Origin of the sequence: Rothia sp. HMSC068E02 (assembly GCF_001813565.1) — a bacterium.
Classification (GTDB): domain Bacteria; phylum Actinomycetota; class Actinomycetes; order Actinomycetales; family Micrococcaceae; genus Rothia.
In genome coordinates, this window is the sequence record NZ_KV812870.1 from 1 (window position 1) to 3,606 (window position 3,606).

Consider the following 3,606-nt stretch of genomic DNA (forward strand, 5'->3'; position numbering starts at 1 on the left):
TTACCGATTTCGTGCGGGATACCCACCACGAGAGCGTTACCCATGCAGAAGGCACGGTTACCGTCACTCATGCCGGTGTCAGTCCAGCCGCGGGGGAAGCCCTGCAGCTGATCCAGTTCATCGGGAACGAGGCGGCGGTACGCACCGGAATCACCAATCACAACATGCTTGAAGCGGGAGGCTCCCGAGCCTCCTTCGCCGGTCAGGATGGTACGCGCCGGGCGGTCGAGCGGGTCAGGGAAAGACATTGAGCCTTCGGTGTAGAAGTATTCAAAGCCACTTGCCTTATTGATGCGCTTTTCCTTCTTCGCGCCCTTGAGGTACTCCCAAGAAGGCACCTTGTCAGGGGCAATAAAGAACTGTTCCGGCACCTCAGAGTCGGGAAGAACCACGTCACCGAGCGTCTTAAATTCACCGCGATAGTCAGGCTCTACCTTGCTGGTGAGCACGGTGCCGTTCTGCATAACACCGGCAATCTGGAAGGGCGAGGTTTTAGCGCCAATTCCGAAGTGTTCCGTCTCGTTGTAGGGGTCATCGGAGATGGTGAACTCATCGGCCTCATTGAGCTCTTCGAAGACGGAGAGAAGACCCTCAGATTCTGCAGTTTTGACCGGGAACGCTTCTGCCAAAACACCGGTGTGGGTGATGCGGCGCGACAAATCCCATTCGGGGGCGTTGTGTTCGGCGTAAATGTAGACGCGCTTACGCTTCTGCGGGTGGCCGTACTCTGCCGCGTTGATAACACGCCATTCGACGCTGTAACCGAGCACGTAGAAGCAGGAGAGCATAATGGCGAAGTCGCGGCCTCGCTGCTTAGCGGGCGACTTTAGCAGGCGGTCAACGTTCTCCAGAACAACATATTTGGGGGTCTTAAGTTCGAGTGCGCGGTGAATATCCCACCAGAGCACGCCCTTCTTACCTTCAATGCCGTGCGACTGCGAGAGGGGCTTGGTAACCGAGTAATCTTGGCAGGGGAAACCGCCGCAGAGCAGGTCAGCGTCGGGAATTTCGTAGAGACCCGCCTCCACATCATCAAGTACGGCGTGGATGTCGCGGTTTTCAAGGTTTGCTTCTTCGCCGAAACGTTCCTGGTAGCAACGTGCCGCGAACTGGCGGCCAACCGTTCCCGGGGGCTCCCACTGGTTCGCCCAAACAGTCGTGAAGGGACCCGCGGAGGGCAGGGTCATGCCGTTGGCGTTATAGCCTTCAAATCCTAAGCGGAAGCCACCTACACCGGCGAAAAGCTCGATAACTCGGATAGGCTGGCTACTGCTGGTGGTTTTCTGATCCATGAGTCAGTAGTCCTTATAGTCCTCTGTAAATATGTTCGAATACTAATACTATAACATAGAACAGCTATTCAGATCAAGTGGGTTCGGGAAAAGCCAGTGACGCGCCAAAGAGCGCAGCTGCGCTATCTGACGTAGCATGAGAGCAAGAAACAGCACCGCGCCACCCCTCTACTTCCGGAAGGAACACCGACCATGGGCCTTTTCGACTACGACAATTCGAGCATTGATAGCATCCTCAAATACACAGCGGAGAATCTCGTTGGTCGCTCACTCTATGACCTCTTGGAGGAGTACCAGAACTCCGAGTACAAGACCTATGAGGATAAGAAAAAGGGCACTCCCTCAACGATTACTCGCAAGGAAATTAGCAAGCTCTCCAAGGGAATCTACGGTAACCTCGTTGAAGAGCTGCTCTATGGGATTAACCCCAATAATTCCCCGGACCCCGATATTCCCGCGGCAAGGGTCGAAATCAAAACGACCCCTTACCGAGTGAACGCGAACGGCACTATTTCTGCCAAAGAACGTCTAGTCCTCAGCATGTTTAATTTTCATGAGGAAAACCTAGACGATTTTTATCAGACGCACCTTTGGCATAAGTGCCAAAATATTTTGCTTCTATTTTATAAATATCAAAAGACTCGCGATATTTTGAATAATATCACCGATAAATTTTTCCTTTTTGACTGGCCCGAAGAGGATATGCCGACCATTCTCGAGGACTATAAACGCATTACCCAGAAAGTTCTGGAAGGACGTGCACACGAGCTTTCCGAATCTGACGGCATGTATCTTTCGACCTGCCGCAAGGGTGCCGGTAAAGACAAGGATCGCACTACTCAGCCCTATGGCCCCGAGCTGGCCAATAGGCGCGCCTGGTCGCTAAAGAGTAGCTACATGACAACCCTCCTCCGCACCAAGGTTTTCAGCCAGGAGGAACAGGAGAGTATCGCTCGCGCAGCACAAGACACTTCTAAGCCTTTTACCCAGATTATTGAAGAAAAGCTTCTGCAGTACCGGGGCCAGAGCGAGAAAGAACTCTGTAAGAAGTTTGACGTTAACTTTAACGCCAAGGGCCGCAACAGCACTCTTGTGAGGAAAATTCTAGGCCTTTCCTCGGATATTGACAGTACTGCCGAATTTAAAAAGGCAAACATGAATATTCGCGCTATTCGTGTTGATAAAAACGGGCTCCCTAAAGAGGATTCTCCCTTTAAGAACTACCGTTTTATTGAACTAGCGAATGAAAAAGAGTGGGAAGAGTCCCATATTTACACCGAGATTTTCTCAAGGAAATTCATGTTCGTTGTTTTCCGTGAGAATGAATCCGGTGATTTCTGCCTGGATCAGATCAAGTTCTGGGGTTTCCCCGATTCACTCGAGCCTGAGCTGATGAGGGTATGGCAAGAGACGAAGGAAATCATTAATCGAGGTGTTGAACTGACGGTCAAGCCGAATGGTGAGGATGGCTTTAAGGTTTCCACTAACTTCCCGCAGAGCAAGGTGAACAAATACCTCTTTACGAAGGTTCACGCCTCCCAGACCTACTACGAAGTTAAACCTGGCGAGTATGTCGGAAAAGGTAAACTCAAGGACACCGACGAGTTACCCGACGGTAGCCGCATCACGAAGCACTCCTTCTGGCTGCCCAAGAAATTCGTTCAGCAGATTTTGCGCGGCGAATGGGACTAATAACCGAATGTAAATAACCGCAGCAGGCGGCCCCGGATACGGAAGTATTCGGGGCCGCCTGCTTTTTAGACAGAGGTTTTCGATAGGTTAGTGCCTTCACCGTGGGTCTTTAACCCGCAGTGAAGACACTAACCTATCGACGAAAAGGCAAGGCATAACCCATAACCGGCTCCCACCTACCTGACGCAGCCAGAGATTCGGTCATGGGTTCCAGATTTGTGCCATAGGTTAGTGTCTTTGGTTGTAGTTAAAAGCCATGGTCGAAGACGCTAAACCATGGCACAAATTCTGCAGAGACGATACCTCCGCGGGCGCAAAGATATTTGATACATAAAGCATTGAGAAGCCCGAATAATGATCAACCACCGCCACCACCCTCAAAAGAATGCAAACGACGGCAAACATGCGGTAGGGTGGTAACTGTGGTACTCCACAGCGCATTGATGCGCTTGTTGGGTGCGCTACGGGGCTGTTTCCCTTCCGGCAGTCAGCTTGACCTGCGAATAACGGCCCGACTAGTAACTAAACAACACACCATCACCGACGATAGGAGCGTATCTTCCATGGATTCGACCATCTTTAATCGCCGTACCCTGCTGGGTAGCGGCGCACTTGTGGGCCT

The 3,606-nt window shown here is 51.6% G+C and carries 2 protein-coding genes; one reads left to right on the forward strand and one right to left on the reverse strand.

The window, feature by feature from the left end:
- On the reverse strand, positions 1-1,292 hold a 1,292-nt coding region (gene dcm / locus HMPREF2919_RS00820; protein WP_070665743.1), incomplete at its 3' end, for a DNA (cytosine-5-)-methyltransferase.
- A gap of 192 nt (positions 1,293-1,484) precedes the next feature.
- Here dcm and HMPREF2919_RS00825 point away from each other — a divergent pair.
- Positions 1,485-2,984 (forward strand): Sau3AI family type II restriction endonuclease, encoded by a 1,500-nt coding sequence (locus tag HMPREF2919_RS00825; protein ID WP_070616264.1) that lies wholly within the window; start codon positions 1,485-1,487, stop codon positions 2,982-2,984.
- Positions 2,985-3,606 lie beyond the last annotated feature (622 nt).